A 26,584-nucleotide genomic window follows, 5' to 3' on the forward strand; every position below is an offset into this window, starting at 1 on the left:
CGCGACGGGGCCGGCGGGTGCACCGGTGCGGGCCGCGCGGGCGTCGGCGGCACGCCGGGCCTGCACCCGCTTGGCCAGCGCCTGCACACCGGGCTCGCGGGCCTTGAGGTCGGCCAGCACCGGCGTCGCCAGGAAGATCGAGCTGTAGGTGCCGGCCGCCAGCCCCACGGTGAGCACCAACGCCAGGTCCTGCAGCGTGCCGACGCCGAGCAGGCCGACGCCGATGACGAGCAGCCCGAGCACCGGCAGCAGCGCGATCACCGACGTGTTGATCGACCGCATCAGCGTCTGGTTGACCGCGAGGTTGGCCGCCTCGCCCCAGGTCATCCGGGCGCCCTTCTCCAGGTCCTTGACGTTCTCGTCGACCTTGTCGAAGACCACGACGGTGTCGTAGAGGCTGAACCCGAGGATGGTGAGGAACCCGATGACGGTGGACGGGGTGACCTCGAACCCGACCAGCGAGTAGATGCCGGCGGTGAGCACGATGTCGTGCACCAGGGCGGCGATCGCACCCACGGCCATCTTCGGCTGGAACCGGATGGCCAGGAAGACCACGACGGCGGCCAGGAAGACCACCAGGGCGATCAGCGCCTGGTCGGTGATGTCGCGACCCCAGTCGGCGCTCACCGCCTCGGAGGTGACCTGGCCGGCCGGCACGCCGGCGGCCTCGGCGATCGCCGCGGACACCGCGGACTCGGCGTCGTTGCCCAGCGCGCCGGTGCGCAGCAGGATCGTGTCGCCGCCGACGATCTGCGCCGTCGACACCTGCGCGCCGGCGCCCTCGGCGGCGTCCTGGACGGCCGTCAGCTGCTGGGAGGTGCCCGACACCCGGAAGCTGTTGCCGCCCTCGAAGTCGATGCCGAAGTTGAAGCCGCGGAACACCATCGAGGCGATGCAGACCAGCATCACCACGGCGGTGACCTTGTACCAGAACCGGCTGCGGCCGACGACGTCCAGGCCGGCCTCGCCGTTGTAGAGGCGGTGGGCCAGCGAGGCCCTGCGCCGCGGCGGGGCGGAGCGGCCGTCCTCGGTGGGCAGGCCGGCCTCGGCGAGCGCGGAGTCGTCGGCGTCGGCCGCGGCGTCCGCGCGCACCTCGTCGTCGGCCAGCGCGTCGTCGGTCAGCGCGTCCTCGGTCGGCGCGCCGTCGGTCAGCTCGTCGTCGGTGCGGCCCTCGCGGGGGGTGCCGGTCATCGGTCGCTCCTGTCGCTGCTGGTGCCCGCCGCCACGGTCGGGCGCTGGCCGGGTCGCGGTGCGGTCGCCGCGCGCCGGGTGACGTCGACCGAGCCCAGGCCGGAGAACCGGTTGGTGCCGAAGCCCTTGAACCGGCTCAGGACCGCCAGCAGCGGGTGGGTCACGAGGAAGACGACGACCAGGTCGAGCACCGTGGACAGACCCAGGGTGAACGCGAAGCCCTTCACGTCGCCGATGGCCAGCACGTAGAGGATCGCCGCGGCCAGGAAGCTGACCGCGTCGGCCGACAGGATCGTCCGGCGGGCCCGCACCCACGCCCGCGGGACCGCGCTGCGCAGCGTGCGGCCCTCGCGGATCTCGTCCTTGAGGCGTTCGAAGTACACGACGAAGGAGTCGGCCGTGATGCCGATGCTGACGATGAAGCCGGCGATGCCGGCCAGGCTGAGGGTGAACCCGATCTCGCGGCCCAGCAGCACCAGGCTGGCGTAGACCACGACCGCGGACAGCGCCAGGCTGGCGATCATGACCAGGCCGAGCAGGCGGTAGTAGAGGAGCGCGTAGACGAAGACCAGCGCGATGCCGATGGCGCCGGCGATGAGGCCGGCCCGCAGCTGGTCGGCGCCCACCTCGGTGGTGATCGTCTGCGCGGTGGCCTGGGTGAAGGTCAGCGGCAGCGCGCCGTACTCCAGCTGGTTGGCCAGCGTCTGCGCCTCGGTCTGGGTGAAGTTGCCGGTGATCTGGGTGCTGCCGCCGGTGATGGCGCTCTGCACGGTGGGGGCGGAGACGACCCGGCCGTCGAGCACGATGGCCACGGCGCCGCCGGCCTGCGCCGCCTGGGCGGTGTAGGTGGCCCAGGTCGAGGAGGCCTGGGAGTTGAAGTCGACGGTGACGATCCACTCGCCGGTCTGGGCCAGGGTGCCGGCGCTGGCCGAGGTGATGTCGGTGCCCTCGATGACGGCCGGGCCGAGCAGGTACTTGGCGGTGCCGTCCTCGGAGCAGGCGGCCAGGTAGGAGTCGGGCAGGTCGACGTCCCCGGCGCCGGTCTGGCTGGCCGAGCAGGTCAGGGTCGCGTACTCCGCGGTGGCCTGCTCCTGGGTCACCGCGGTGGGCGCGGCGGCGCCGTCGGAGGACGGCGCACCGGAGGTGGGGGCGGCGTCGGTGGTGGGCGCGGCGTCGGTGGTGGGCGCGGCCGGCGTCGTGGTGTCCCCGGCGGCGAGCACGTCGGTCGGCGCGGGCGCGAAGGAGTTCGGTGCCGCGGTCGTCGCGGCCGGGTCGGTGGTGGGGGTCGCGCCGCCGTCGGTGGGCGAGGCGGGGGCCGCGGTGTCGCCCGGTGCCGTGGTGGGTGCGGATCCGTCGGTCGGCGCGCTGCCGTCGGTGGGGGTGGCCGACGGGGTGGCCGAGGGGTCGGCCGGGGTGGCCGCCTCGGGACCCTGGACCACGGGCCGGAACCGCAGCTGCGCGGTCTGCCCGAGCTGGCGGGCCTGGTCGCCGTCCTCACCGGGCACCGAGATGACGATGTTGGAGTCGCCCTCGGTCACCACCTCGGCCTCGGCGACGCCGAGGCCGTTGACGCGCTGCTCGATGATCTGCCGCGCCAGCTCCAGGTCCTCGCGGCTGGGTGTGCCGCCACCGGGCACCTGCGCGGTGAGCGTCACCGTGGTGCCGCCCTGCAGGTCCAGGCCCAGCTGCGGGGTGCGCTGCGAGCCGGTGAAGAAGATCAGGCCGTACATGACGGCCACGACCAGGACGAACGCCGCGAAGTAGCGCGACGCCCGGAGCGGGCGGGCAGCCATCTCAGGCCCTGCGGTCGGTCGGGTCGCCGTCGCCGTCGACCGCGCCCTCGACGGTGTCGGTGCGCTCGTCGCGGGGCGGGACGACCTCGCCGGCCTGGGCGTCGAGGACCGCGCCGTCGGGCGTGCGGACCTCCATGACCGCCGGGCGGGCGAAGGTGGCGACGACGCCCGGGGCGATCTCGATGTCGACGGTGCCCTCGCCGAAGCCGGCGACGGTGCCGTGCAGGCCGCTGGTCAGCATGACCGGGGTGCCGACGCTCAGGGACTCCTGCAGCTTCTGGGCGTTGGCGGCCATCTTCTTGCGCTGCCGGGCGGGCAGCACGATGAGCAGCGCGAAGGCCAGCACCAGCAGGATGAGCGGGAAGAACTGCTCCACGGTTGTCGTGCCTCTCCACCGCACCCGGTTCGGCGCGGTTGTGCGGCCACCGGGTGGCGGCCGCTTCGGGGACTGGAGGCTGCGGCGCGCCCGCGGGCGCGACCGCAGCAGGGCGCGCGCCACCCAGGGGCGGGCACACCAGCGCCGAGCAGTCTAGGCGTCGAACAGGGTGGGGGGTGCAGGCTGGTCGCCGGGCGCGCCCTGCGGGATGCCGCCGCGCAGCCACACGCCCTCGGGCACGGGCAGCCCCAGGTGCGCCCAGGCGGCCTCGGTGGCGACCCGGCCGCGGGGGGTGCGGGCCAGCAGCCCGGCCCGCACGAGGAAGGGCTCGCAGACCTCCTCGACGGTGTGCGGCTCCTCCCCCACGGCCACCGCCAGCGTCGCCACACCGACCGGCCCGCCGTTGAACTTGACCACCAGGGCGTGCAGCACCTCGCGGTCCAAGCGGTCCAGGCCGAGCTCGTCGACGTCGTAGAGGGCCAGCGCGGCGCGGGCGACGGGCTGGGTGATCCGGCCGTCGGCGCGCACCTCGGCGTAGTCGCGGACCCGGCGCAGCAACCGGTTGGCGATCCGTGGCGTGCCGCGGGAGCGGCCGGCGATCTCGGCCGACCCGTCCTCGTCGATGGCCACCCCCAGCAGGTCGGCGCTGCGGCGCAGCACCGACTGCAGGTCGGCGGTCGAGTAGAACTCCATCTGGCCGACGAAGCCGAACCGGTCGCGCAGCGGGCCGGTCAGGAGCCCGGCCCGGGTGGTGGCCCCGACCAGGGTGAACGGCGAGATCTCCAGCGGGATCGCGGTGGCACCGGGCCCCTTGCCGACGACGACGTCGACCCGGAAGTCCTCCATGGCCATGTAGAGCAGTTCCTCGGCGGGCCGGGCGATGCGGTGGATCTCGTCGATGAACAGCACGTCGCCCTCGCCGAGGTTGGACAGCATCGCCGCCAGGTCACCCGACCGCTCGATCGCCGGGCCGGAGGTGATCTTCACGGCGGTGCCGAGCTCGGCGCCGATGATGAGCGCCAGGGACGTCTTGCCCAGCCCGGGCGGGCCGGACAGCAGCACGTGGTCCGGCGGCCGGCCGCGCCGCTTGGCGCCCTCGAGCACCAGGTCCAGCTGCCGGGCGACCTTGGGCTGGCCGACGAACTCGGCCAGGGAGTGCGGGCGCAGCGCGGACTCGACGACCCGCTCCTCGTCACCGGCCCACGGCGAGGCGTCGGACCCGGTCACGACCGGCCCAGCAGCCGGAGGGCCTGCCGGAGGAGCACGGCGATGTCCACCGAGCCGGTGGCGGCGACCTGCTCCTCCACGACCGGGGCGAGCTGGGCCAGGGCGCCCTCGGCCTCGCGCACGGTCCAGCCCAGGCCGACCAGCGCGGTGGTGAGCTGGTCGCGCCAGGGCGCGACGGGGGCGACCGCGGCCGAGCCGGTGGCGCCGGCGGCGGCCGCGACGGCGTCCAGGCTGACGTCGCCGGTGGGGGCGCCCAGCCGGTCGCGCAGCTCCAGCACCAGCCGCTCGGCGCCCTTCTTCCCGATGCCGGGCACCTGCATCAGCGCCTTGAGGTCACCGGTGGCCACGGCGCGGCGCACGTCGCGCGGCGGGTGGATGGCCAGCACCGCCTGGGCCAGGCGCGGGCCCACGCCGTTGGCGGTCTGCAGCAGCTCGAACAGCTGGCGCTCGTCGTCGTCGGCGAACCCGTAGAGGGTGAGGGAGTCCTCGCGGACCACCAGGCTGGTGGCCAGCCGGGCGCTCTCCCCCACCTGCAGCCGGGCGATGGTGCCCGGCGTGCACTGCACGGCCAGGCCGATGCCGCCGACCTCGACGACCGCACCGTCGGGGCTGACCGCCGCCACCCGGCCGGCGACGCTGGCGATCACCGCCCGCTCCCGATGCCCTGCCAGCGGCCCGGCCGCACGGCCGAGCGGGTGGCCACCGACAGCGGCGCCGCACCGACCCCCGAGCCGACCCCGGCGCCGGCGGCCAGCGCGGCGACCCGCAGCCGGTCCTGGGTGGGCCCGCGCCACACGTGGCAGACGGCCAGGGCGAGGGCGTCGGCGGCGTCGGCCGGCTTCGGCGGCGAGTCCAGCCCGAGCACCCGGGTGACCATCAGCGTGACCTGCTCCTTGTCGGCCCGGCCGCTGCCGGAGATGGCGGCCTTGACCTCGCTCGGGGTGTGCCAGTGCACCGGCCGGCTGGCCTGCGCGGCGGCCAGGGCGGCGACGCCGGCGGCCTGCGCGGTGCCGGTCGCCGTCCCCTTGTTGTTCTGCTGGAAGACCCGCTCGACGGCGACCACGTCGGGCCGGTGCTCCCGGAGGAGCGCGGTGAGCGCGGTGTGCAGCTCGAGCAGCCGCAGCTCCAGGGCCAGGGTGTGGTCGCTGCGGACGACGCCGACGCCCACCGCGGTGGGCCGGGCACCGGGGCGGCCGTCGACCACGCCCCAGCCGCACCGGGTCAACCCCGGGTCGATCCCGAGCACGCGCACGAGCCACCCCCCTCGCTGTACGAACAAGCGTTCGACAGCTTAGGCGTCGATGGTCTCCATGACCTCGTCCGACACGTCGTAGTTGGCGTAGACGTTCTGCACGTCGTCGCAGTCCTCGAGCGCGTCGATCAGCTTGAACACCTTGGCCGCGGCGTCGGCGTCCAGCTCCACCTGCACGCTGGGCACGAACCCGGCCTCGGCGGAGTCGTAGTCGATGCCGGCGTCCTGCAGCGCGGTGCGGACGGCCACCAGGTCGGTGGGCTCGCACACGACCTCGAAGGTGTCGCCGAGGTCGCGCACCTCCTCGGCTCCGGCGTCGAGGACGGCGAGCATGACGTCGTCCTCGGTGGTGCCGGCGGCCGGGACCACGACGACGCCCTTGCGGCTGAACAGGTAGGACACCGACCCCGGGTCGGCCATCGAGCCGCCGTTGCGGGTCATGGCGGTGCGGACCTCCATGGCCGAGCGGTTCTTGTTGTCCGTCAGGCACTCGATGAGCACCGCGACCCCGGCCGCGGCGTAGCCCTCGTAGGTGATCGTGGAGTACTCGACCCCACCGGCCTCCAGGCCGGCGCCGCGCTTGACCGCGCGGTCGATGTTGTCGTTGGGCACCGAGGACTTCTTCGCCCGCTGGACGGCGTCGTAGAGCGTCGGGTTGCCGTTGACGTCACCGCCGCCGGTGCGGGCCGCGACCTCGATGTTCTTGATCAGCTTGGCGAAGAGCTTGCCCCGCTTGGCGTCGATGCCCGCCTTCTTGTGCTTCGTCGTCGCCCATTTGGAGTGGCCGCTCATGCTGTCTCCTCGCTCGCAGGTCGTCGTCCGCCCAGACGCTCGCGCACCAGATCCACGAAGAACCGGTGCATGCGGGTGTCGCCGGTGAGCTCCGGGTGGAAGCTGGTGGCGACCACGTCGCCCTGGCGGACCGCGACGATCCTACCGTCGGCCGCCCCGCCGGAGACCCGGCCGAGGACCTGCACCCCGGCGCCGGCCTCCTCCACCCACGGCGCGCGGATGAACACCGCGTGCACCGGACCGCCCACCAGGCCCGCGACGTCGACCTCGGACTCGAAGCTGTCGACCTGCCGGCCGAAGGCGTTGCGCCGCACCGTGACGTCCAGCCCGCCGATGGTCCGCTGGTCGGGCGGGGCGTCCAGCAGCCGCTCGGCGAGCAGGATCATCCCGGCGCAGGACCCGTAGGCGGGCAGGCCGCCGCGCACCGCCGCGCGCAGCGGCTCCAGCAGGCCCCAGCGGTCGGCGAGCTTGGCCATCGTCGTGGACTCACCGCCGGGCAGCACGAGGCCGTCGACGCCGGCCAGCTCCCCGGGCCGCCGGACCGCGACGGTGCGCGCACCCTGCTGCTCCAGGACCGCCCGGTGCTCCCGGACGTCGCCCTGCAGCGCCAGCACCCCGATGGTCGGGGCGCTCACCACCCGCGGGAGCTGTACTTCTGGTCCGCCGGCAGGGTGTCGACGTTGATGCCGACCATGGCCTCGCCCAGCCCGCGGCTGACCTTGGCGATGACCGCCGGGTCGTCGTGGAACGTGGTGGCCTGCACGATCGCCGCGGCGCGCTGCGCGGGGTCGCCGGACTTGAAGATGCCCGAGCCGACGAACACGCCCTCGGCGCCCAGCTGCATCATCATCGCCGCGTCGGCCGGGGTGGCGATGCCGCCGGCGGTGAACAGCACGACCGGCAGCTTGCCGGTGCGGGCGACCTCGGCCACCAACTCGTAGGGGGCCTGCAGCTCCTTGGCCGCGACGTACAGCTCGGTCTCGTCCATGGTCGTCAGGCGGCGGATGCCCGCGCGGAGCGCACGCATGTGCCGGGTGGCCTCGACGACGTTCCCGGTGCCGGCCTCGCCCTTGGAGCGGATCATCGCCGCGCCCTCGGAGATCCGGCGCAGCGCCTCGCCGAGGTTGGTCGCGCCGCACACGAAGGGCACGGTGAAGTCGGTCTTGACGATGTGGTGGGCCTCGTCGGCCGGGGTCAGCACCTCGGACTCGTCGACGTAGTCCACGCCCAGGGACTGCAGCACCTGGGCCTCGACGAAGTGGCCGATGCGGGCCTTGGCCATCACCGGGATGGAGACCGCGTCGATGATCCCCTGGATCATGTCCGGGTCGCTCATCCGGGCGATGCCGCCCTGCGCGCGGATGTCGGCCGGCACCCGCTCCAGCGCCATGACCGCGACGGCGCCGGCGTCCTCGGCGATGCGGGCCTGCGCGGCGTCGACGACGTCCATGATGACGCCGCCCTTGAGCTGCTCGGCCATGCCGCGCTTCACGCGGTCGGTGCCGGTGCTGGGGGTGACGGGGGTCTCGGACACGGTGCGCCTCGCTGGTTCGACTCCGGTTGCGGTCGACCCATCGTAGGAGCGGGTCAGTCGCGTCCGGCGGGCCCGGTGCCGACCACGGCGTCCAGGCCGTCGTCGATGTCGAAGAACCGGGGCAGCGGGCGGCCCGCGTGCAGCCGGAGCGCGCGGGGCCCGGGGCGGCGGCGCAGGGTCCGGGTGTCGCGGACGGCGTCGTTGTAGAACCGACGGGCCAGGCCGACCCGCCACCCGGCGTCGTCCAGCTCGGCGGCGCGCAGCGGCTCGGGCAGCTCGCGCACCAGCCGGCCCAGGGCGTTCTCGGTCACCTCGCGGTCCCCGCCGGCGGGCCGACCGGCCTGCGCCGCCGCACCGGCCAGCGCCTCGGCGTGCAGTGCTCCCAACACCCCGGCGTGCTCGCGCGCCACCGCACCGGCCAGCTCGGCCCGGCGGGCGAGCGCGCCGTCGAGGGCCGACCACGCCCGGTCGACCCGGCCCTCCAGCCGGCGCAGCCGGGCGAGGGTGAACACCGCCCAGGCGGCCAGCAGCACGACGACGACGCCGACGGCGAGCAGCACCCACTCCGTCGACGTCACCCCGGGGACGCTACCGGCGCGCGGTCAGGACCGGCGCAGCCACCGCGGCAGGAACCCCTCCGTCCGGGTGGGGAGCGGTTCGGCCGGTACGGGGTCCTCGTCGGCGCCGTGCGCGGTGACCTCGCCGCCGGGCCGGACGACGGTCTCGTAGACGGCGACCACCCGGGCGGCCAGGGTCGCCCAGTCGAAGTCCACGGCGCGCTCCCGCCCGGCGGTGGTCAGCGCATCCCGCCGGGCCGGGTCACCGAGCAGGTCGACCAGCTCCCGGGCCAGCGCTGTCGCGTCGCCGCGGCGCACCAGCACCCCGGCGGTGCCGTCGGCCAGCACCCGGGCGAAGGCGTCCAGGTCGGCGGCCACCACGGGCGCGCCGGCGGCCATGGCCTCCACCAGGACCACCCCGAAGCTCTCCCCCAGCAGGTTGGGCGCGCAGTAGACGTCGACGGTGCGCAGGAACGCCGCCTTGTCGGCCTCGTCCAGCTCGCCGAGCAGGGTGACCGCGGGCTCCAGGTCGGGGCCGACCAGCGCCCGCAGCTCGTCGGGGTCGCCGCGGCCGGCGACCAGCAGCCGGGCACCGGGCAGCTCGCGGACGACGGTGCGCATGGCCTCCAGCAGCACCGGCAGGCCCTTGCGCGGCTCGTCGTAGCGGCCCAGGAAGCCGACGGTCGGGCCGTCGTGCTCGGCGGCGGGCAGCCGCGGCCCCTCGGCGAAGGCGGCCACCTGCACGCCGTTGGGGATGACGACGGCGTCGCTGCCCAGGTGCTCGACCTGCAGGCGGCGGGCGAAGTCCGAGACCGCGATGCGGCCGGCGATCCGCTCCAGCCACGGCCGGACCACCGGTCCCCACGCGGCCAGCCACTTCGACCGCACCGACGCGGCGTGGAAGGTGGCCACGATCGGCCCGTCGGCGATCATGCAGACCAGCAGGGACACCGACGGCGGCGCGGGTTCGTGCACGTGCACGACGTCGAAGTGGCCCTCGCGCAACCAGCGCCGGGTGCGCGCGGCCGACAGCACGCCGAACTGGATGCTGGCCATCGAGCCGTTGTAGGGGATCGGCAGGGTGCGGCCGGCCCAGGTGGCCCCGGCCGGGACGGACGACTCGTGCTCGGCGGGGGTGAGCACGTCGACGTGGTGGCCCATCGCGCGCAGCGTCTGCGCCAGGTCGCGCACGTGGTACTGCACGCCGCCGGGGACGTCCCAGTTGTACGGGCAGACCAGCCCGACCCTCACGACGGCGCCACGGCGCGGCTCGCCCGCTCCGGGTCCGGCGGGACGTCGGCCCAGATCCGGCCCAGCTGGTGCCAGTCGACGGGGCGGGCGGCGATGCTCGCCGCGAAGGCGTCCGCGACGCCCTGCATGCCCGCGTGCACCCGGTCGCGCAGCCTCCCCGGCCCGTGCACGTCGACCTCGGGGTGCACGGTGTGCCGCCAGCCCCCGCCGTCGAAGTGCGACACCACGGGCAGCAGCGCGGCGCCGCTGCGCGCGGCCAGCAACGCCGGGCCCCCGGGCATCGTGGTGGCGCGGCCGAAGAAGGTGACCGGGATGCCCGAGGCCGACAGGTCGCGGTCCACCAGCAGGCAGGCCGACTTCCCGGCGGCCAGCCACTGCGCCAGCACCGCCGAGCTCGGCCGCTCCCCGCCGGTCAGCGGCACGACCCGGAAACCCAGGGACTCCCGGTAGGCCAGGAACCGCTCGTACAGGGCCTCCGGCCGCAGCCGCTCGGCCACCGTCATGAACGGCCCGCCCAGCCAGTCGACGAACCAGACCCCGGCGGCGTCCCAGTTGCCGCTGTGCGGCAGCGCGAGGACGACGGGCCGGCCCGCGGCCCGTGCGGCGTCCAGGTGCTCGCTGCCCACGACGGTGGTCCCGGCGAGCAGCCGCGGCACGCCGAGCGTGGGCAGCCGGAAGGCCTCCATCCAGTACCGGGCGTAGGACCGCACGGCGTCGCGGGTCAGCGTGTCCAGCGGCGGGCCGGAGAGCCCCGTGACCACGCGCAGGTTGGCCCGCAGCTGCCGGGTGCCCCTCCCGTCGCGGCCGGCCGCCCACCGGCCCGCGCGGTCGAACGCCGTCCGCGCCAGGGGCTCGGGCAGGGCCTTGACCGCGCCCCAGCCCGCGGCGTAGCCGGCGTCGACCAGCGCTTCGCCGAGCCGGTTGCCCAGCCCGCTCACGGCAGCGTGCGGCCCTGCGACTGCCGGTGCACCTCGGCGAAGCGCTGCCCGACGGTGATCGTGCTGCCGACCAGCAGCACCCACAGGCAGACCTGCAGGGCGTAGGGGATGCCGATGCCGGTGAAGCCGGTGCCGACCAGCACCAGGATCAGCCGCTCGGTGCGCTCGACGAGGCCGACGTCGCAGGTCAGGCCCATGCCCTCGGCGCGGGCCTTGACGTAGGAGGTGAGCACGCCCAGCACCAGGCAGGTCAGGGCGAGCCACACGACCATGCGGTTGTCGCCCTCGCCGGAGTACCACCAGGCCAGGGCCGCGAAGATGGCGGCGTCGGCGGCGCGGTCGCCGGTGGAGTCCAGCACCGCGCCGAACACCGACCCGCCGCCGCGGGCCCGGGCCAGGGCGCCGTCGAGCATGTCCAGCAGCACGAACAGGGTGACCGCGACCGCGCCCCACCACAGCCAGCCGTTGCCGACCAGGAAGACCGCCGACGCCACCGCGCCGACGGTGCCGAGCAGGGTGACGGTGTCGGCGGTGATCCCGGCCCGCAGGAGGGTGCGGACGACGGGTGCCCAGACGCGGGCGACCGCCGGCCGCAGGTTGACCCCCAGCATCAGGCGGCCGGCCAGGCGTCGGCGAGCAGCCCCCGGGTGTCGGTGAGGACCTGCGGCAGCACCCGGGTCAGGCCCAGGACCGGCATGAAGTTGGTGTCCCCGCCCCAGCGCGGCACGGCGTGCTGGTGCAGGTGGTCGGCGATGCCGGCACCGGCGACCGCGCCCTGGTTCATCCCGACGTTGAACCCGTGCGCGCCGCTGACCTGCCGGACCACCCGCATCGCGGTCTGGGTGAACGCGCCGAGCTCGGCGACCTCGGGGTCGGTCAGGTCGGTGTAGTCGGCGACGTGCCGGTAGGGCACGACCATGAGGTGACCGGCGTTGTAGGGGAACTTGTTGAGCACCGCGAACACCAGCTCGCCGCGGGCGACGACCAGACCGTCCTCGTCGCCCATGCGCGGGATCAGGCAGAACGGGCAGTCGTGGTCACCGGTCGGCTTGCCCTCGCCCTGGATGTAGGCCATCCGGTACGGGGTCCACAGCCGCTCGAAGACCGTCGTCGGCCCGCCGGCGTCGGGGTTCACGCGGTGCTCCCCTGCTCGGCCGGGGCCGTCGGGTCGTTGTTGCGCCGGTCGGCCACCCAGGCGGCGACCGCCTCGACGGCGTCGGCGACCGGGACGCCGTTGCGCTGGCTGCCGTCGCGGTAGCGGAAGGACACCGCACCGGCCTCGGCGTCGGTGGCCCCGGCGATGAGCACGAAGGGCACCTTCTGCTTGGAGGCGGTGCGGATCTTCTTCTGCATCCGGTCGTCGGAGTCGTCGACCTCCACCCGGATGCCGCGGGCCCGCAGCTGGCGGGCGACGCCCTCGAGGTAGGGCACCTGCTCGTCGGTGATCGGGATGCCGAGCACCTGCACCGGGGCGAGCCACGCCGGGAAGGCGCCGGCGTAGTGCTCGGTGAGCACCCCGAAGAACCGCTCGATGGAGCCGAACTTCGCCGAGTGGATCATCACCGGCTGCTGCCGGGTGCCGTCGGCGGCGCTGTACTCCAGGCCGAAGCGGGCGGGCTGGTTGAAGTCGTACTGGATGGTCGACATCTGCCAGGTGCGGCCGATGGCGTCGCGGGCCTGCACGGAGATCTTCGGCCCGTAGAACGCCGCGCCGCCCGGGTCGGGGACCAGCTCCAGGCCGGTCTCCTCCGCTGCCTCCCGCAGCACCGCGGTGGCGACCTCCCACTCCTCGTCGGAGCCGATAAACTTCTCCGACTCACCCCGGGTCGACAGCTCCAGGTAGTAGTCGTCGAGCCCGAAGTCCTTCAGCAGCCCGAGGACGAAGGCCAGCAGGTGCCGGATCTCCCCCGGCGCCCCCTCGGGGGTGGTGTAGGAGTGCGAGTCGTCCTGGGTCAGCCCGCGCACCCGGGTCAGGCCGTGCACCACGCCGGACTTCTCGTACCGGTACACCGAGCCGAACTCGAACAAGCGCAGCGGCAGCTCCCGGTAGGACCGCCCGCGCGACCGGAAGATCAGGTTGTGCATCGGGCAGTTCATGGCCTTGAGGTAGTACTTCGAGTTCTCCAGGTCCATGGCCGGGAACATGGTGTCCTCGTAGTACGGCAGGTGGCCCGAGGTCTCGAACAGCCCGCCCTTGGAGATGTGCGGGCTGCCGACGTAGGAGAAGCCCTCCTCGATGTGCCGGCGGCGGACGTAGTCCTCCATCTCGCGCTTGACCACCCCGCCCTTGGGGTGGAAGACGGCCAGACCGGAGCCGATCTCGTCGGGGAAGCTGAACAGGTCCAGCTCGGTGCCCAGCCGGCGGTGGTCGCGGCGCTCGGCCTCGGCCAGGTGGTCCTGGTGGGCCTTGAGCGCGTCCTTGGACTCCCACGCCGTGCCGTACACCCGCTGCAGCTGCGGGTTCCGCTCGCTGCCGCGCCAGTAGGCGGCCGCCACCCGGGTGAGCGCGAACGCCGGGATGCTCGAGGTGCGCGGCAGGTGCGGCCCGCGGCACAGGTCGGTCCAGACCCGCTCACCCGACCTGGGGTCGAGGTTGTCGTACATGGTCAGCTGGGCGCCGCCGACCTCGACGTCGGCGCCCTCGGCGGCGTCACCGGCCCCACCCTTCAGGCCGATCAGCTCGAGCTTGTACGGCTCGTGGGCGAGCTCCGCCCGGGCGTCGTCGTCGGAGATCTCCCGGCGGGCGAAGAACTGGCCCTCGCGGACGATGGCCTGCATCCGCTTCTCGATCGCCTGCAGGTCCTCGGGGGTGAAGGGCTTCTCGGGGTCGACGTCGTAGTAGAAGCCGTTCTCCACCGGCGGGCCGATGCCCAGCCGGGTGCCGGGGAAGAGGTCCTGCACGGCCTGGGCGAGCACGTGCGCGGTGGAGTGCCGGATGACCGCGCGGCCGTCCGGGCTGGACGCGGGGACCGGCTCCACCTCGGTGTCGACGTCGGGGGTCCAGGCCAGGTCCTTCAGCTCGCCGCCCACCCGGACCACCACCGCCGCGTCGGCGCCCTTCAGCGGCACCCCGGCGTCCTTGAGCGCCTGGGTCGCCGTGGTGCCACCCGGGACCTTCACGGTGGCGACGGCGGGCGCTGCGGGCACGGCTGGCACGGCGGGACTCCTCGGGAGGTGCGGGGTGCGCCGCGGGGGCGCGAGGCACCGCCGAGAGTACGGCCCGGGGGTGACCGCCCCACCTGCATTCCTCCCCGGCGGGCGGGGTCAGCCGGCCCGCAGCCGCCGCAGTTGGGCGTCCAGGTGCGGGCGGGCGCGCCGCTGGCCCCCGCGCACCGCCACCGCCGCGGCCAGGGGCTCCAGGGCCCGGGCGACCCGCCCGGCGTCCGGGGTCCACCCGCGGGCCCGGCACTCGGCCAGCCACTCGACTGCTCCGCGGTGCCCGCGGGCGGCGTTGCAGCGGCTGCACGCGGCGACCTCGTTCTCCGCCCAGGACGGCCCGCCGCGCACCCGGGGCACCACGTGCTCGGTGGTGGGCCGCACGTGCCGGTCGAAGGCCCGGCCGCACCAGACGCAGGTCGGCCCGTCCCGCTCGAGCGCGGCGGCCAGCCGGGCGGCGCGGTCGGGCTGGGCGGTCATGCCGACCATGGTCCGCCGGGTGCACCGATGATTCTCCCCGAGCGCGGGCGTCCTCCCCCGTGACAGCCCCCCGGACCGAGGAGCGGATGACCATGGGCAGCATCAAGGTGCACGAGTTCACCACCGTCGACGGCGTCGTGGACGCCCCGATGTGGACGATGGACTTCGGCTTCCCCGACGACCTGGCCGCCGCGATCGGCGCGCTCACCGCCGGCGCGGACGGCATCCTGCTGGGCCGCGCGACCTACGAGATGTTCGGCCCGGCGTGGTCCACCCGCACGGTCGCCGACGACCCGGGAGCGCCGTTCTTCAACGACACGACCAAGTACGTCGTCTCCGGGTCGCTGACCGACCCCGGATGGGGCCCGGCGGAGGTGCTCCCCTACGACGTCGACCGGCTGCGGGCGCTGCAGGCCGAGCACGACCTGTACGTCAGCGGCAGCGCGACGCTGGTGCGGGCGCTGCTGGCCGACGGCCTGGTCGACGAGCTGCACCTGTTCGTCTACCCGGTCGCGGTGCGCACCGGGATCCGGTTGTTCCCCGAGGGCGGGGACGCCGCCCGGCTGGCCCTGCTGGAGGCGACCAGGTTGAGCAACGGCGTGGCGCACCTGGTCTACGGCCCGGCCTGAGACGCCGACGGCCCCCGTCCTCGGGGAGGACGGGGGCCGTTCGGGGTGGGCGATACTGGGATCGAACCAGTGACCTCTTCGGTGTGAACGAAGCGCTCTACCGCTGAGCCAATCGCCCGGCTGCGGTGCGGCGACCAGTGTGCCAGACGCTCAGCGCCACACCGGCACCCACCCCGGCACCCACGAGGGGACGCCGAGGACGTGCAGCACGACCACGACCACCACGTAGACGAACGCCGCGGTGGCCAGGGCCACCAGCACCCGCACCCACACCGGCTGGCGGCCCAGCCAGTCGGTCCAGCGCTTGACGTTGCGCTTGGTGAACTCCAGCAGCCGCTCGGCCCAGGTGTACTCCGTGGCGAGCACGAACAGCGCCGCGATGACGGTCAGCCACCCGGGCCCGGGCAGCGGGATGGTGACGAGGCCGAAGACCAGCAGCAGCGCGCCGACCACGCCCACGCCGACCCGGTAGGCGGTGTCGGTCGTCTTGTTGGCGGCCAGCCGCCTGCGCCACCGACGCCGCCCGATGCGCTCGCGCAGGCTGACGACGTCGTCGCCGTCGTAGCGGGTGCGCCGCTGCTCCTCGGTCTCCCGGGGCCGGCGGGCCGCGGGCGCGGCGTCCCTCGTCCGGTTCTCGGTCTCGCTCAGCTGGTCACCTGTCCTCGGGCCACGACGTCGGTCGGCTCGCTGGGAGCCTGCCGGCCGGGCTCGAGGCTGATGGCGTACGCCGAGTAGTCGTCCAGCCCGGTCGCGTCGGAGCCTACGGTCCGCAGGTCCGTCGCGTCGGTCACCACGTCGAACGTCCCGATCGCCACCGGGCCGTCGTCGGTGAGCCCCCACAGCACGTAGGTGCTGTCCGCCGTGTCGTTGGTGGTCATGCCCTCGGTGACCACCTGCGCCTGGCCGTCGTGCGCGACGACGGTGGCGACGGTGGTGCCGTCGCTCTCCATCCGGGCCACCGACATCTGGCCCGGCGCGAGCAGCGCGGAGATCATCGACGCCTGGCTGGCCGCCGTGGCCCGGGCTGCGTCCCGGTCCTGGGTCAGCGCCACCGTCCAGGCACCCAGGCCCAGGACGGCGGCCACCCCGGCCGCGACGAGCAGCTGCGGCGCGCGGCGCCAGCCGGTGCGCCGCACCCGCAGGTCCACCGGCGCGGGCAGCGCGATGACCGCGGGCACACCGGTGCTCGCCGGCTCCGGCCGGTGCACCTGCTCGGTGGCGGCCACCGCAGCACGCAACCGCTCGCGGAGCTCGTCGGAGGGCTCGGCCGGCGGCAGGTCGGACGCCAGGGCGGCCATCACCTCGGTGGTGTCGGAGACGGTGCCTCGGCAGCGCGCGCAGCCGGCCAGGTGCGCCGTGAACGCCGTCTCGTCCTCGGGCTCGAGGGCGTGCATCGCCCACCCCACGGCCAGCTCGTCCCACTCCTGGTGCTCGTCGCGGCGTCGGGCGTCGCGCCGCTCGGCCCCGCTCACCGGGCACCCCCCTCGACCGCGAGGGAGCCCACGGCGCCGCCCAGGGTCTCCTTGAGCCGGCGCATCCCGGCCAGCATCCGGGTCTTCACCGTGCCCAGCGGGGTACCGGTGAGGGCGGCCACCTCGCGCTGGGTGTAGCCGCCGTAGTAGGCCAGCGTCAACGCCTCGCGCTGGGGGGCGGGCAGCGACTGCAGGGCGCTGCGCACCCGCTCGGAGACCACCCGCTCGGCGGCCTCGTCCTCGACGTCGCGCCGGGCGACGGGCTCGGACATCCGCAGGTCGTCCTCGGCCCGGGTCTGCCGGCGGCGGTGGGACTCCTCGCGCCGGACGGCGTCGACGGCCTTGTGGTGCACCATGGCCAGCAGCCAGGAGGCGACGCTCCCCCGCGCGGTGTCGAAGGCGCCGGGGTCCTTCCAGACGGCGAGGAAGACGTCCTGCAGGACGTCCTCGGCCAGCACGTCGTCGGCCAGCACCCGGCGGGCCAGGGCGAAGGCCGGACGCCGGAAGCGCTCGTAGAAGTCGTCGACGGCGCCCCGGTCGCCCGCCTGCAGCCGGCGGACCAGCTCGGCGTCGGCGGCGGCGTCGTCCGCTCGCCGGGCAGGCCTGGTCACGAGTCCCATGGTCACACGTCGGGTTCGCAGCCGGGGCGCTCCGCGGTTCGGTCGTGCCCGCGCGTCACCTCTCCGGGGGGTGCTCGTTGGATCGGCATGGGGAGACCTGCGGTGCCCGGGTGCTCGGCCCGGGCCGTGCTGCAGCTGGTGGGGCCGACGTCCTGGACCGAGGTCCCGGCGGTGCTGGAGTACGACCCGGGCGACCCCTTCGCCGTGCGGATCCGCTTCGGCGCCCGCCCGTCCCGGCCGGCCGTCGACGAGCGGCGGGCGCGGCACCCCGCCGCGACCGGGCGCCGCGCCGGCGAGGACGGGGGTGTCGAGTGGATGGTCGCCCGCGACCTGCTGCGCGCCGGGCTCTCCCACCCGGCCGGGGAGGGCGACGTGCGGCTGTGGCCGGCCCGCACGGCTGCCGACGTGCTGTTCCTGGAGCTGCGGGCCCCGTCCGGGCACGCGCTGTTCGAGCTGTCCCGGGCGGTGCTGGCCGGCTTCGTCGCCGACACCGAGCGGCTGGTGCCCACCGGCCGGGAGACCGAGGTGCTCGACGTGGACGACGGACTGCTGGCGCTGCTGCAGGGGGAGGGGCCCGAGACCGGCGGCCGCTGACCGTCTGACCTGCGGGGACACCGGGGACCCACCTCGTGGGGACCCCCCCGTGCGAACCCCCGCGGACGGTCGGTTAGAGTTGTCCACGCACTGCGGATGTGGCTCAGTGGTAGAGCATCACCTTGCCAAGGTGAGGGTCGCGGGTTCGAATCCCGTCATCCGCTCGGAACCGGGCGCTGGTCTCACGACCGGCGCTCATGTGCGGTGGAGTGGCCGAGAGGCGAGGCAACGGCCTGCAAAGCCGTCTACACGGGTTCAAATCCCGTCTCCACCTCGACGGCCCCCGGGTTCGATCGAGGGGGGTCGGGCAGCACGGGCGATTGGCGCAGCGGTAGCGCGCTTCCCTGACACGGAAGAGGTCACTGGTTCGATCCCAGTATCGCCCACCAGCACGACGGCCCCGGAGCAGCTGCTCCGGGGCCGTCGTCGTTCACCGGTCGGCGGGGGCGACCCGCGTGCGCCAGAACGCCTCGACCTGCGCGGCCAGCTCCTCCCGGGTGCCGTCGTTGTGCAGCAGGACGTCGGCGACGGCGGCCCGCTCCTCGTCGGTGGCCTGCCCGGCGATCCGCGCCCGCGCGTCGGCCTCCGTCATCCCCCGCTGCTCCAGCCGGGACAGCCGCACCGGCAGCGAGGCCTGCACCACCACCACCAGGTCGTAGGAGCCGGCCTGCCCGGTCTCCACGAGCAGCGGCACGTCCTGGACCACCACGGCGTCCGGCGGGGCCGCGGCGACCAGCTCAGCGGCCCGTGCGCGCACCAGGGGGTGCACCAGTGAGTCGAGCCGGGCGCGTTGCTGCGGGTCGGCGAATACCACCGCGGCCAGCGCCGGGCGGTCCAGCGCCCCGTCAAGGCCGAGCACGCCGTCCCCGAACGCCTCCACGACCGCAGCCAGGCCCGGTGTCCCGGGGGCCACCACCTCCCGGGCGAGGACGTCGGCGTCCACCAGCACCGCGCCGTGCTCGACGAGCAGGGTGGCCACGGTGCTCTTGCCCGACCCGATGCCCCCGGTCAACCCGATCCTCAGCATGGGCCGAACCCTCGCACACGAGGCCGCTCGACCACCTGCGGTCACGATCCGGTCACGACCGGCTCGTGTGCCCCAGCAGTCCGGCGCGTCGCACCAGTCACACGCGCCCCACGACCTAGGTTCTGCTCCGACGCCCCACGGATCGGGGCGCCACGCAGAGAGGCAGGCACCACGATGTCCCGTTCCACGACGCCGGAGCCCGCGGCCACGGCGGGCCGCCCCGCCCCGGGCCGGCACCGCTTCGACGTCCCGGGCGGCGTGCGCTGCGCCGACCTCCCCGCCGTCGCCGCGCGTCTGCAGCGGTCGTCCGCGCCCCGCACCGGCCTGCTCACGCTGCTGCGTGCGCTGCTGCCCTCGGTGCCCGCCGGCCGGCACACCTGGGACTTCCTGAACAACGCCGGTGGCCGTCCCCGGTCGGCGTTCGCGATCATCCTCAGCCTCTGAACCCCGGGCCGGCGCTGCCGGTCCGCCGTCCCCGTCCGGTCCGCACCGGACGGGGACGTCGGCGTGCCCTGGGCCGACCGGGCACGCCGAACGGCGGAGCGCCGCCCACCCCGGAGGGTGGACGGCGCTCCGTCGGTCGTGCGGTCCCGCGCGGTCAGCGCGGTGCGGTCACTCGCCGCCGGCGAGCTTGGCCCGCAGGGCCGCCAGCGCCTCGTCGGAGGCCAGCGTGCCGCCGCCGGAGGACGAGGTGGTGGACGAGCCGGCCTCGACCGGGGCGTCGCTGGAGTAGCTGCCACCGGCCGCAGCCTCGGCGTCGGCCTCGCGGGCCGCGACGATCTGCTTCTGGTGCGCCTCGAAGCGGGCCTGGGCCTCGGCGTACTGCCGCTCCCACGTCTCGCGGGCCTCGTCGTAGCCCTCGAGCCACTCGCCGGTCTCGGCGTCGAAGCCCTCGGGGTAGACGTAGTTGCCCTGCTCGTCGTAGGACGCGGCCATGCCGTAGGCGGCCGGGTCGAACTGGTCGTCCTCGGCGATGACGCCCTCGTTGGCCTGCTTCAGCGACAGCGAGATGCGGCGGCGGTCCAGGTCGATGTCGATGACCTTGACCAGGATCTCGTCGCCGACCTGGGCGACCTGCTCGGGGATCTCGACGTGGCGCTCGGCCAGCTCCGAGATGTGCACCAGACCCTCGATGCCCTCGTCGACGCGCACGAACGCACCGAAGGGCACCAGCTTGGTGACCTTGCCGGGCACGACCTGCCCGATCTGGTGCGTACGGGCGAACTGGCGCCACGGGTCCTCCTGCGTCGCCTTCAGCGACAGGGAGACCCGCTCGCGGTCCAGGTCGACGTCGAGGACCTCGACGGTGACCTCCTGACCGACCTCGACGACCTCGGAGGGGTGGTCGATGTGCTTCCAGGACAGCTCGGAGACGTGCACCAGGCCGTCGACGCCACCCAGGTCCACGAACGCACCGAAGTTGACGATCGAGGAGACCTGGCCGCTGCGGACCTGGCCCTTGGCGAGCTTGTTGAGGAACTCGCTGCGCACCTCGGACTGGGTCTGCTCCAGCCACTGGCGGCGGGACAGCACCACGTTGTTGCGGTTCTTGTCCAGCTCGATGATCTTCGCCTCGAGCTCGCGGCCCACGTAGGGCTGCAGGTCGCGGACGCGACGCATCTCGACCAGCGAGGCGGGGAGGAACCCGCGCAGGCCGATGTCGAGGATCAGGCCGCCCTTGACGACCTCGATGACGGTGCCGGTGACGACCTCGTCGGCTTCCTTCTTCGCCTCGATCGTGCCCCAGGCGCGCTCGTACTGCGCGCGCTTCTTGGACAGGATCAGCCGGCCTTCCTTGTCCTCCTTCTGGAGGACGAGGGCTTCCACCTCGTCGCCGACGGTGACGACCTCGTTGGGGTCGACGTCGTGCTTGATGGACAGCTCGCGCGAGGGGATGACGCCCTCGGTCTTGTAGCCGATGTCCAGCAGCACCTCGTCGCGGTCGACCTTGACGATGACGCCCTCGACGATGTCGCCGTCGTTGAAGTACTTGATCGTCTGGTCGATGGCCGCGAGGAAGTCCTCTTCGGTGCCGATGTCGTTCACGGCGACCTGCGGGGTGGTGCTGTCGGGACGGACCTGGGTGGAGGTCATGTGGTCGAGTGCTCCGGACGGGGGGTGTGGAGGGACAGGGACGACCCACGACCGACCGGCCGTGGACCACGGGAGAGGCTCGGGAGAGAACCCGCACGGGAGGGGGCTCAGCGCACAGACCTCTGGCGCCCCGCCATCGTACGCACCCGGCCGGGGCAGGGTCCACCGCCCTCCGGCCCTGCGCCGGCGCCGTGCCAGGATGCCCGGATGGCCGCCGTCCCGCTCCCCCTGGCCGATGACGGCTACCCCCGGGCCGGCGGGGTGGAGCGGCGCGCGGTGTCCGACGCGGAGTCGGTGCGGGCCAACCGCGGCTGGTGGGACGCAGCAGCACCGGCCTACCTGGCCGAGCACGGCGCCGACCTCGGCGACGCCGACTTCCTCTGGGGGCCCGAGGGGCTGCGGGAGCACGACGCGCACCTGCTGGGGGACGTCGCCGGGCGGCGGGTGCTGGAGGTGGGTTGCGGCTCCGCCCCCTGCGCCCGCTGGCTCACCGCGGCAGGAGCGCAGGTGGTGGCGCTGGACCTGTCGGCGGGGATGCTGGCCCGGGCGCGGGAGCTGAACGCGACCACCGGCCTGTCGCCCGCCCTGCTGCAGGCCGACGTGGGTGCGCTGCCCCTGGCCGAGGACGCCGTGGACCTGGCCTGCTCGGCGTTCGGCGGGCTGCCGTTCGTCGCCGACGTCCGGGGGGCGCTGCGCGAGGTGGCCCGGGTGCTGCGGCCCGGTGGCCGCTTCGTGGCCTCGGTGAACCACCCGCTGCGCTGGCCGTTCCCCGACTCCCCCGACCCGGCCGACCTGTCCGTGGTGGGCTCCTACTTCGACCGGACGCCGTACGTGGAGACCGACGGCGCGGGCACGGTGACCTACGTCGAGCACCACCGCACCGTGGGCGACTGGGTGCGCGACGTGGTGGCCGCCGGGTTCGTGCTCACCGACCTGCTCGAGCCGGAGTGGACGCCGGGCCGTACGCAGACGTGGGGGCAGTGGTCACCGGCGCGGGGGGCGCTCATCCCCGGGACGCTGGTCCTGGTGTGCGACCTGCCGGGCTGACCGGCAGCAGCAGCCGCGACGCCCCGCCCGCGACGGAGACCGTGCGGGTGGACCGCACGGTGCGCACCGCTGTCTCCGGTGGCTCCCCGGTACCGGTGTTGCGCGCCCAGTGCGGGTGGGAGGAGCCGGCCACGACCAGCCGGAGCCGGGACCCCGCGGGGAACCGGTGGGCGACGGCGTCCAGCTCCAGGCGCAGCGTGCCGCCGGCCGGGTCCGTGCCCGGGTCGCCGGGGACCAGCCGCAGGTAGCCGTCGCTGACGTTGCGGGACCGGCCACGGCGGTCGACCCGGGACAGCCGGACGGCGACGTCGACGTGGCCGACGTCGCTGCCGTGGTGCAGCTCCAGGACGGGCCGGCCCAGGACCTCGAGGTCGGCCGGGAGCGGCTCGGAGAACCAGGCGGCGACGTCGTCGCGGCCGGCCAGCGCGGTGTCGTCGGCGTAGCCGCCGCTGCGGTTGTCCAGCAGCCGGCCGCCGACGCTCGGGGTGGGCTCGGCGGGGTCGGCGACGAAGGTGGCGGGGGGTGCGTCCTCCCCGGGGGCCGTGTCGGACAGGCGCCCGCCGCCGGCGAGGAAGACCGTCCGCTGCTCGGTGGCCGGCGGCCAGTCCGGCATCCACCGCCACTCCCCTGCCCCGGTGACGTGGACGTGCACGCGCGCCGGGCGGGACCGCGGACCCGTCCCGGCCAGGTGCTCGCCGAGCCAGTCCAGCGACTCACGGGTGATGAGCCCGCCGCCGCGGGAGAGGGTCTCGGTGTGGGTCCAGGGACCCACCGTGAGCGCGACGTCCGCGCCGGCGTCCCTCAACCTCAGGTACTGGTCGAGGGTCTGCTCCAGGAACAGGTCCTGCCAGCCGCCGATCAGCAGGACCGGGACACCGGACCGGTCCAGGGCCCGGTCGAGCTGGACGGGGGTCCACCACGGGTCGCTGCGGTCGGGGTGGGCCACCCAGTCGCGGTACCAGCGCCCGCGGCCGGCGAGCAGCCGCTCCCCGGCGTCCCCGAGCGGGAGGGCGTCCAGCGCGGGCCCGAGCCGGCGGGGCCCGGTGACCTGGCGGAGGAGGCCACGCAGCCGGCCGGGGTCCTCCTGGTGGGCGACCAGGTCGCTCCAGCCGAGGAAGTCGTTGACGGTGAAGGCACCGGTGCCCCAGGTGGCGCGGGAGAAGTCGTGCGGCCCGACGAGGACGACGGAGGCCGCGAGGTCCTCGGGCGGGTCGGCGAGCAGGGCCCACTGCGTGAAGCCGAGGTAGGACAGGCCGACGGTGCCGAAGCTGCCGGTGTACCAGGGTTGGGCGCGCAGCCAGGCGACGGTGTCGGCGCCGTCGTCGACCTCGCGGAACATCGGCTGGAACTCGTCGCCGGACCCGTAGGTGCCCCGCACGCTCTGGAACACCACCTGGTAGCCGCGGGCGGCGAAGGCGGTGGCGAAGAACAGCGAGAAGGGGAACCCCCGGCCGTAGGGTCCGCGCACCAGCAGCGTGCCCCGCACCGGGCCGTCGGGTGAGTACCGGTCGGCGACCAGCTGCACGCCGTCCCGCATCGGCACCCTCAACCCGCGCTCGACGGTGTAGGCGGAGGTCGCCGGCGGCAACCCCAGCACCCGGGACGCCACCCGGTCCACAAGCCTCATGCCCGCATCCTCCCCCTCATCCGGACCTGCTGCGGAGCAGGTGCATCCACTGCAGCGACCCTTCCTCCGGGCCGTGGCAGGGAGGAAGGGTCCGCGGGACGGGTCGACCCACCCCGTGGACGCCGACTCAGTGCGCCGCGGCGTCCCAGCTCTGGCCCACACCCACCGAGACGTCCAGGGCCACCGACAGGTCGGCTGCGCCGGCCATCTGGGTGCGGACCAGCTCCTCCAGCTCCTCGCGCTCCCCCGGGGCGACCTCCAGCACGAGCTCGTCGTGCACCTGCAGCAGCATCCGGCTGGCCAGGCCGCGCTCGGCGATCGCACGCTCGACGTCGAGCATCGCGACCTTGATGACGTCGGCGGCCGAACCCTGGATGGGGGCGTTGAGCGCCATCCGCTCGGCCATGTCGCGGCGCTGCTTGTTGTCGCTGGTGAGGTCGGGCAGGTACCGGCGGCGGCCCATGGTCGTCTGGGTGTACCCGGTCTGCCGGGCGTCGTCGACGACGGTGTCGAGGTAGTCGCGGATGCCGCCGAAGCGCTCGAAGTAGGCCTGCATCTGCACGCGGGCCTCCTCCGGGGTGATCTTCAGCTGCTGGGACAGGCCGTAGGCGCTCAACCCGTAGGCCAGGCCGTAGCTCATCGCCTTGATCCGGCGGCGCATCTCGGGGTCGACCTGCTCGAGGGGGATGTCGAAGGCGCGGGCGGCGACGAAGGTGTGCAGGTCCTCCCCCGACGTGAACGCCTCGATCAGCCCGGCGTCCTCGGACAGGTGGGCCATGATCCGCATCTCGATCTGGCTGTAGTCGGCGGTCATCAGCGACTCGTAGCCCGCGCCGACCACGAACGCCTGCCGGATGCGGCGGCCCTCGGCCGACCGGATCGGGATGTTCTGCAGGTTGGGGTCGGTGGAGGACAGCCGGCCGGTGGCGGCGATGGTCTGCTGGAACGTGGTGTGGATGCGTCCGGCGTCGTCGACCATCGGGATGAGGCCGTCGATGACGGTGCGCAGCCGGGTGACGTCGCGGTGCCGCAGCAGCGCCTCGAGGAACGGGTGCGGGCTGGTCTCCTGCAGCCAGGCCAGCGCGTCGGCGTCGGTGGTGTAGCCGGTCTTGTTCTTCTTGGTCTTGGGCAGGCCGAGCTGGTCGAACAGCACCGCCTGCAGCTGCTTGGGCGAACCCAGGTTGATCTCGGTGCCGATGGCCTCGTAGGCGTCGGCCGCGGCCTCGGCGACCTTGCCGGCGAACTCCGACTGCAGGTCGTGCAGCAGCTCCAGGTCGGCGGCGATGCCGCGGGCCTCCATGCGCGCGAGCACCTTGGTCAGCGGCAGCTCCAGGCCGGTGAGCAGCTGGTCGCCGCCCTTCTGCCCCAGCAGCTGCTCGAGGGCGTCGGAGAGGTCGTTGACGGCGACGGCCTTGCGGGCGTCGGACACGGCGGCCTCGCGGGCCAGGTCGGCCTCGGTGGGGCCCATCCCGTCGAGGGTGAGCTGCTGGTCGGCGGGGGCCGCCTCGGCGAGCTCGCGCCGCAGGTAGCGGACGGACAGGTCGGCGAGGTCGAAGGACCGCTGCCCGGGCAGGGCGAGGTAGGCGGCGAGCGCGGTGTCGCTGACCTCGCCCTCGAGCTCCCACCCCCGGGCCCACACGGCCAGCAGCGGGCCCTTCTCCTCGTGCACGACCTTGGGCACGGCGGGGTCGGCCAGCCAGGCGGCCAGGGCCTGCTCGTCGGCGGTGTCGAGGTCGGGGCCGAGGTCGACGAAGACGGTGTGGTCGTCGGCGGCGGCCAGCGCGATGCCGGTCAGCTCCCCGGTGCCCCGGCCCCAGCGCCCGCGGAAGACGACGCCGGTGTGCCCGGCCCGCCCGTGCGAGTCCAGCCAGCCGGCCAGCTCCCCGGCGGCCACCTCGTCGACGGTGACCTCGAACCCGCCGTCGACCTCGGGCTCGGCGCTGGACAGCGTGGCGAAGAGCCGGTCGCGCAGCACCCGGAACTGCAGGTTGTCGAAGAGGGTGTGCACCTCGTTGCGGTCCCACGGCCGGACGGCGAGGTCGGTGGGGTGCAGCTCGAGGGCGACCGTGCGGTCGAGCTCGGTGAGCCGCCGGTTCTGCAGCACCGAGGACAGGTGCTCGCGCAGCTTCTCCCCCACCTTGCCCTTGACGGTGTCGACCTGGTCGACCAGCGCGTCGAGGGAGCCGTACTCGCGGACCCACTTGGCGGCGGTCTTCTCCCCCACGCTCGGGATGCCGGGCAGGTTGTCGGAGGGGTCGCCGCGCAGGGCCGCGAAGTCGGGGTACTGCACCGGGCTCAGGCCGTACTTCTCCTCGACCGCCTCCGGGGTGAACCGGGTCAGGTCGGAGACCCCCTTGCGGGGGTAGAGCACCGTGACGTGCTCGCCCACCAGCTGCAGCGCGTCGCGGTCACCTGTGCAGATGAGCACGTCCATGCCGGACTCGACGGCCTGCACGGTCAGGGTGGCGATGACGTCGTCGGCCTCGTACCCCTCGGCGGTGAGCACCGGGACGTGCAGGGCGGCCAGCACCTCCTGGATCAAGGAGACCTGACCGCGGAAGTCGGTGGGGCTCTCGGAGCGGTTGGCCTTGTACTCGGCGTAGATCTCGCTGCGGAAGGTCTTGCGGCCGACGTCGAAGGCCACGGCCAGGTGCGTCGGCGACTCGTCGCGCAGCACGTTGATCAGCATCGAGGTGAAGCCGTAGACGGCGTTGGTGGGCTGCCCGGTGGTGGTGGAGAAGTTCTCCACCGGCAGCGCGAAGAAGGCCCGGTAGGCCAGGGAGTGGCCGTCGAGCAGCAGCAGCCGCGGACGCCGGCCCTCGGGGGCCGCGGTGGATGGGGAGGCCGTCTCGGACACCGGTGCGCTCATCGCGGCCATCGTATGGCTGGGGTACGACAAGGCCCGGGCCGCTGGTTAGCGTGCCCGA

27 protein-coding genes and 4 tRNA genes are annotated in these 26,584 nt (G+C 74.3%); 7 read left to right on the forward strand and 24 right to left on the reverse strand.

The window, feature by feature from the left end:
* The 16 genes from secF to NH342_RS02605 form a co-directional block, all read right to left on the reverse strand.
* Positions 1–1,191, reverse strand: a 1,191-nt coding sequence (gene secF, locus NH342_RS02530; protein ID WP_253010943.1) for a protein translocase subunit SecF, incomplete at its 3' end; no start/stop codon positions are given.
* Entirely contained in the window at positions 1,188–2,984 is a 1,797-nt protein-coding gene (gene secD / locus NH342_RS02535; RefSeq protein WP_253010945.1) for a protein translocase subunit SecD, read from the reverse strand. The genes secF and secD, both read right to left, overlap by 4 nt.
* Before the next feature lies 1 nt (position 2,985).
* Positions 2,986–3,360: a preprotein translocase subunit YajC gene (gene yajC / locus NH342_RS02540; protein WP_253010947.1), complete on the reverse strand. Its 375-nt coding sequence runs from the start codon at positions 3,358–3,360 to the stop codon at positions 2,986–2,988.
* Between the two features lie 153 nt (positions 3,361–3,513).
* A complete protein-coding gene (gene ruvB / locus NH342_RS02545; protein WP_253010949.1) occupies positions 3,514–4,587 on the reverse strand; it encodes a Holliday junction branch migration DNA helicase RuvB in 1,074 nt (357 codons plus the stop codon).
* On the reverse strand, positions 4,584–5,234 hold the full coding sequence (ruvA, locus tag NH342_RS02550; protein ID WP_253010951.1) for a Holliday junction branch migration protein RuvA: 651 nt from the start codon (positions 5,232–5,234) through the stop codon (positions 4,584–4,586). Before ruvA ends, ruvB begins: the two co-directional genes overlap by 4 nt.
* Positions 5,231–5,839 carry a crossover junction endodeoxyribonuclease RuvC gene (ruvC, locus tag NH342_RS02555; RefSeq protein ID WP_253010953.1) on the reverse strand — a complete coding sequence of 203 codons (609 nt, stop codon included), beginning with the start codon at positions 5,837–5,839 and terminating at the stop codon, positions 5,231–5,233. Before ruvC ends, ruvA begins: the two co-directional genes overlap by 4 nt.
* Before the next feature lie 39 nt (positions 5,840–5,878).
* Positions 5,879–6,631 carry a YebC/PmpR family DNA-binding transcriptional regulator gene (locus NH342_RS02560; RefSeq protein WP_253010955.1) on the reverse strand — a complete coding sequence of 251 codons (753 nt, stop codon included), beginning with the start codon at positions 6,629–6,631 and terminating at the stop codon, positions 5,879–5,881.
* Positions 6,628–7,266, reverse strand: a complete 639-nt coding sequence (gene pdxT / locus NH342_RS02565; protein WP_253010957.1) for a pyridoxal 5'-phosphate synthase glutaminase subunit PdxT — start codon at positions 7,264–7,266, stop codon at positions 6,628–6,630. Before pdxT ends, NH342_RS02560 begins: the two co-directional genes overlap by 4 nt.
* The gene (pdxS, locus tag NH342_RS02570) at positions 7,263–8,165 is read right to left on the reverse strand and encodes a pyridoxal 5'-phosphate synthase lyase subunit PdxS (RefSeq protein WP_308200604.1); all 903 of its coding nucleotides are present in this window, start codon (positions 8,163–8,165) and stop codon (positions 7,263–7,265) included. The genes pdxT and pdxS overlap by 4 nt, the downstream gene beginning before the upstream one ends.
* Before the next feature lie 53 nt (positions 8,166–8,218).
* A complete protein-coding gene (locus NH342_RS02575) occupies positions 8,219–8,743 on the reverse strand; it encodes a hypothetical protein (RefSeq protein ID WP_253010959.1) in 525 nt (174 codons plus the stop codon).
* A gap of 24 nt (positions 8,744–8,767) precedes the next feature.
* The gene (locus NH342_RS02580) at positions 8,768–9,973 is read right to left on the reverse strand and encodes a glycosyltransferase family 4 protein (protein WP_253010961.1); all 1,206 of its coding nucleotides are present in this window, start codon (positions 9,971–9,973) and stop codon (positions 8,768–8,770) included.
* On the reverse strand, positions 9,970–10,911 hold the full coding sequence (locus tag NH342_RS02585; protein WP_253010963.1) for a phosphatidylinositol mannoside acyltransferase: 942 nt from the start codon (positions 10,909–10,911) through the stop codon (positions 9,970–9,972). Before NH342_RS02585 ends, NH342_RS02580 begins: the two co-directional genes overlap by 4 nt.
* Positions 10,908–11,522 (reverse strand): phosphatidylinositol phosphate synthase, encoded by a 615-nt coding sequence (pgsA, locus tag NH342_RS02590; protein WP_253010965.1) that lies wholly within the window; start codon positions 11,520–11,522, stop codon positions 10,908–10,910. Before pgsA ends, NH342_RS02585 begins: the two co-directional genes overlap by 4 nt.
* Complete coding sequence (locus NH342_RS02595) at positions 11,522–12,046, reverse strand: HIT domain-containing protein (protein ID WP_253010967.1); 525 nt, start codon at positions 12,044–12,046, stop codon at positions 11,522–11,524. The genes pgsA and NH342_RS02595 overlap by 1 nt, the downstream gene beginning before the upstream one ends.
* On the reverse strand, positions 12,043–14,058 hold the full coding sequence (gene thrS, locus NH342_RS02600; protein ID WP_253010969.1) for a threonine--tRNA ligase: 2,016 nt from the start codon (positions 14,056–14,058) through the stop codon (positions 12,043–12,045). Before thrS ends, NH342_RS02595 begins: the two co-directional genes overlap by 4 nt.
* A 117-nt stretch (positions 14,059–14,175) precedes the next feature.
* Positions 14,176–14,547 (reverse strand): HNH endonuclease, encoded by a 372-nt coding sequence (locus NH342_RS02605; protein WP_253010971.1) that lies wholly within the window; start codon positions 14,545–14,547, stop codon positions 14,176–14,178.
* Between the two features lie 59 nt (positions 14,548–14,606).
* Here NH342_RS02605 and NH342_RS02610 point away from each other — a divergent pair, with 59 nt between their 5' ends.
* The gene (locus tag NH342_RS02610) at positions 14,607–15,176 is read left to right on the forward strand and encodes a dihydrofolate reductase family protein (RefSeq protein ID WP_253010973.1); all 570 of its coding nucleotides are present in this window, start codon (positions 14,607–14,609) and stop codon (positions 15,174–15,176) included.
* A 46-nt stretch (positions 15,177–15,222) separates the two neighbouring features.
* Here the strand turns inward: NH342_RS02610 and NH342_RS02615 are convergent.
* The 4 genes from NH342_RS02615 to NH342_RS02630 all read right to left on the reverse strand — a co-directional run bounded on the left by NH342_RS02615 (position 15,223) and on the right by NH342_RS02630 (position 17,268).
* Positions 15,223–15,294: transfer RNA gene (locus NH342_RS02615), tRNA-Val, on the reverse strand.
* A gap of 32 nt (positions 15,295–15,326) precedes the next feature.
* A complete protein-coding gene (locus NH342_RS02620) occupies positions 15,327–15,716 on the reverse strand; it encodes a TIGR02611 family protein (RefSeq protein ID WP_256479239.1) in 390 nt (129 codons plus the stop codon).
* 104 nt (positions 15,717–15,820) lie between these two features.
* Positions 15,821–16,648 carry an anti-sigma factor domain-containing protein gene (locus NH342_RS02625; RefSeq protein WP_253010977.1) on the reverse strand — a complete coding sequence of 276 codons (828 nt, stop codon included), beginning with the start codon at positions 16,646–16,648 and terminating at the stop codon, positions 15,821–15,823.
* Positions 16,645–17,268 (reverse strand): sigma-70 family RNA polymerase sigma factor, encoded by a 624-nt coding sequence (locus tag NH342_RS02630; protein ID WP_253010979.1) that lies wholly within the window; start codon positions 17,266–17,268, stop codon positions 16,645–16,647. Before NH342_RS02630 ends, NH342_RS02625 begins: the two co-directional genes overlap by 4 nt.
* 87 nt (positions 17,269–17,355) lie before the next feature.
* On the opposite strand from NH342_RS02630, the gene NH342_RS02635 reads away from it, so the two are divergent.
* The 4 genes from NH342_RS02635 to NH342_RS02650 all read left to right on the forward strand — a co-directional run bounded on the left by NH342_RS02635 (position 17,356) and on the right by NH342_RS02650 (position 18,251).
* Positions 17,356–17,862 carry an SsgA family sporulation/cell division regulator gene (locus NH342_RS02635; protein ID WP_253010981.1) on the forward strand — a complete coding sequence of 169 codons (507 nt, stop codon included), beginning with the start codon at positions 17,356–17,358 and terminating at the stop codon, positions 17,860–17,862.
* A 92-nt stretch (positions 17,863–17,954) separates the two neighbouring features.
* A tRNA-Gly gene (locus NH342_RS02640) sits at positions 17,955–18,026 on the forward strand.
* Between the two features lie 39 nt (positions 18,027–18,065).
* Positions 18,066–18,136: transfer RNA gene (locus tag NH342_RS02645), tRNA-Cys, on the forward strand.
* A 40-nt stretch (positions 18,137–18,176) separates the two neighbouring features.
* Positions 18,177–18,251: transfer RNA gene (locus NH342_RS02650), tRNA-Val, on the forward strand.
* Between the two features lie 41 nt (positions 18,252–18,292).
* Here the strand turns inward: NH342_RS02650 and coaE are convergent.
* Positions 18,293–18,889 (reverse strand): dephospho-CoA kinase, encoded by a 597-nt coding sequence (gene coaE, locus NH342_RS02655; protein ID WP_253010983.1) that lies wholly within the window; start codon positions 18,887–18,889, stop codon positions 18,293–18,295.
* 174 nt (positions 18,890–19,063) lie between these two features.
* Here coaE and NH342_RS02660 point away from each other — a divergent pair, with 174 nt between their 5' ends.
* Positions 19,064–19,333: a hypothetical protein gene (locus tag NH342_RS02660; protein ID WP_253010985.1), complete on the forward strand. Its 270-nt coding sequence runs from the start codon at positions 19,064–19,066 to the stop codon at positions 19,331–19,333.
* A gap of 168 nt (positions 19,334–19,501) precedes the next feature.
* Here NH342_RS02660 and rpsA read toward each other — a convergent pair whose 3' ends face one another.
* Complete coding sequence (gene rpsA, locus NH342_RS02665) at positions 19,502–20,983, reverse strand: 30S ribosomal protein S1 (protein WP_253010987.1); 1,482 nt, start codon at positions 20,981–20,983, stop codon at positions 19,502–19,504.
* 207 nt (positions 20,984–21,190) lie between these two features.
* On the opposite strand from rpsA, the gene NH342_RS02670 reads away from it, so the two are divergent.
* Positions 21,191–22,030: a class I SAM-dependent methyltransferase gene (locus NH342_RS02670; RefSeq protein WP_253010989.1), complete on the forward strand. Its 840-nt coding sequence runs from the start codon at positions 21,191–21,193 to the stop codon at positions 22,028–22,030.
* On the opposite strand, the gene NH342_RS02675 is transcribed toward NH342_RS02670, so the two are convergent.
* Both NH342_RS02675 and polA read right to left on the reverse strand, forming a co-directional pair.
* Positions 21,987–23,657 (reverse strand): CocE/NonD family hydrolase, encoded by a 1,671-nt coding sequence (locus tag NH342_RS02675; RefSeq protein ID WP_253010991.1) that lies wholly within the window; start codon positions 23,655–23,657, stop codon positions 21,987–21,989. The genes NH342_RS02670 and NH342_RS02675 overlap by 44 nt on opposite strands.
* 127 nt (positions 23,658–23,784) lie before the next feature.
* Positions 23,785–26,526 (reverse strand): DNA polymerase I, encoded by a 2,742-nt coding sequence (polA, locus tag NH342_RS02680; protein WP_253010993.1) that lies wholly within the window; start codon positions 26,524–26,526, stop codon positions 23,785–23,787.
* Positions 26,527–26,584: the final 58 nt, after the last annotated feature.

The sequence above is a fragment of the Klenkia sp. PcliD-1-E genome, from assembly GCF_024124375.1.
Classification (GTDB): Bacteria; Actinomycetota; Actinomycetes; order Mycobacteriales; family Geodermatophilaceae; genus Klenkia.